This is a genomic window from Pseudomonas sp. Kh14 (assembly GCF_900291005.1).
Lineage (GTDB): Bacteria > Pseudomonadota > Gammaproteobacteria > Pseudomonadales > Pseudomonadaceae > Aquipseudomonas > Aquipseudomonas alloputida.
Map to the genome: position 1 here is coordinate 1 of NZ_OLKJ01000330.1, position 233 is coordinate 233.

1 protein-coding gene is annotated in these 233 nt (G+C 42.1%); it reads right to left on the reverse strand.

Going from position 1 to position 233, the window contains the following annotated elements:
- Window positions 1–24: 24 nt before the first annotated feature.
- Window positions 25–233, reverse strand: a 209-nt coding sequence (yidD, locus tag FQ668_RS28315) for a membrane protein insertion efficiency factor YidD (RefSeq protein WP_144180898.1), incomplete at its 5' end; no start/stop codon positions are given.

The following is a 233-nucleotide window of genomic DNA, read 5'->3' on the forward strand; positions in this document are numbered from 1 at the left end:
GAATATTACGTTGAGAATCCATCGTTATTTATCTCTGTCTTGTTTTTGGACTGGTGGAACGGGGTCAAATCCCCCTTCATTCAAAGGATGGCATTTTAATAGACGTTTGCCTGATAACCAACATCCTTTTACAAAACCGTGAGCTTTCAAGGCTTCTATAGCGTAAAGAGAACAGGTTGGGGTGAACCGACAACGAGGTCCGATAAGAGGACTGATAATCCACCTATATAGGT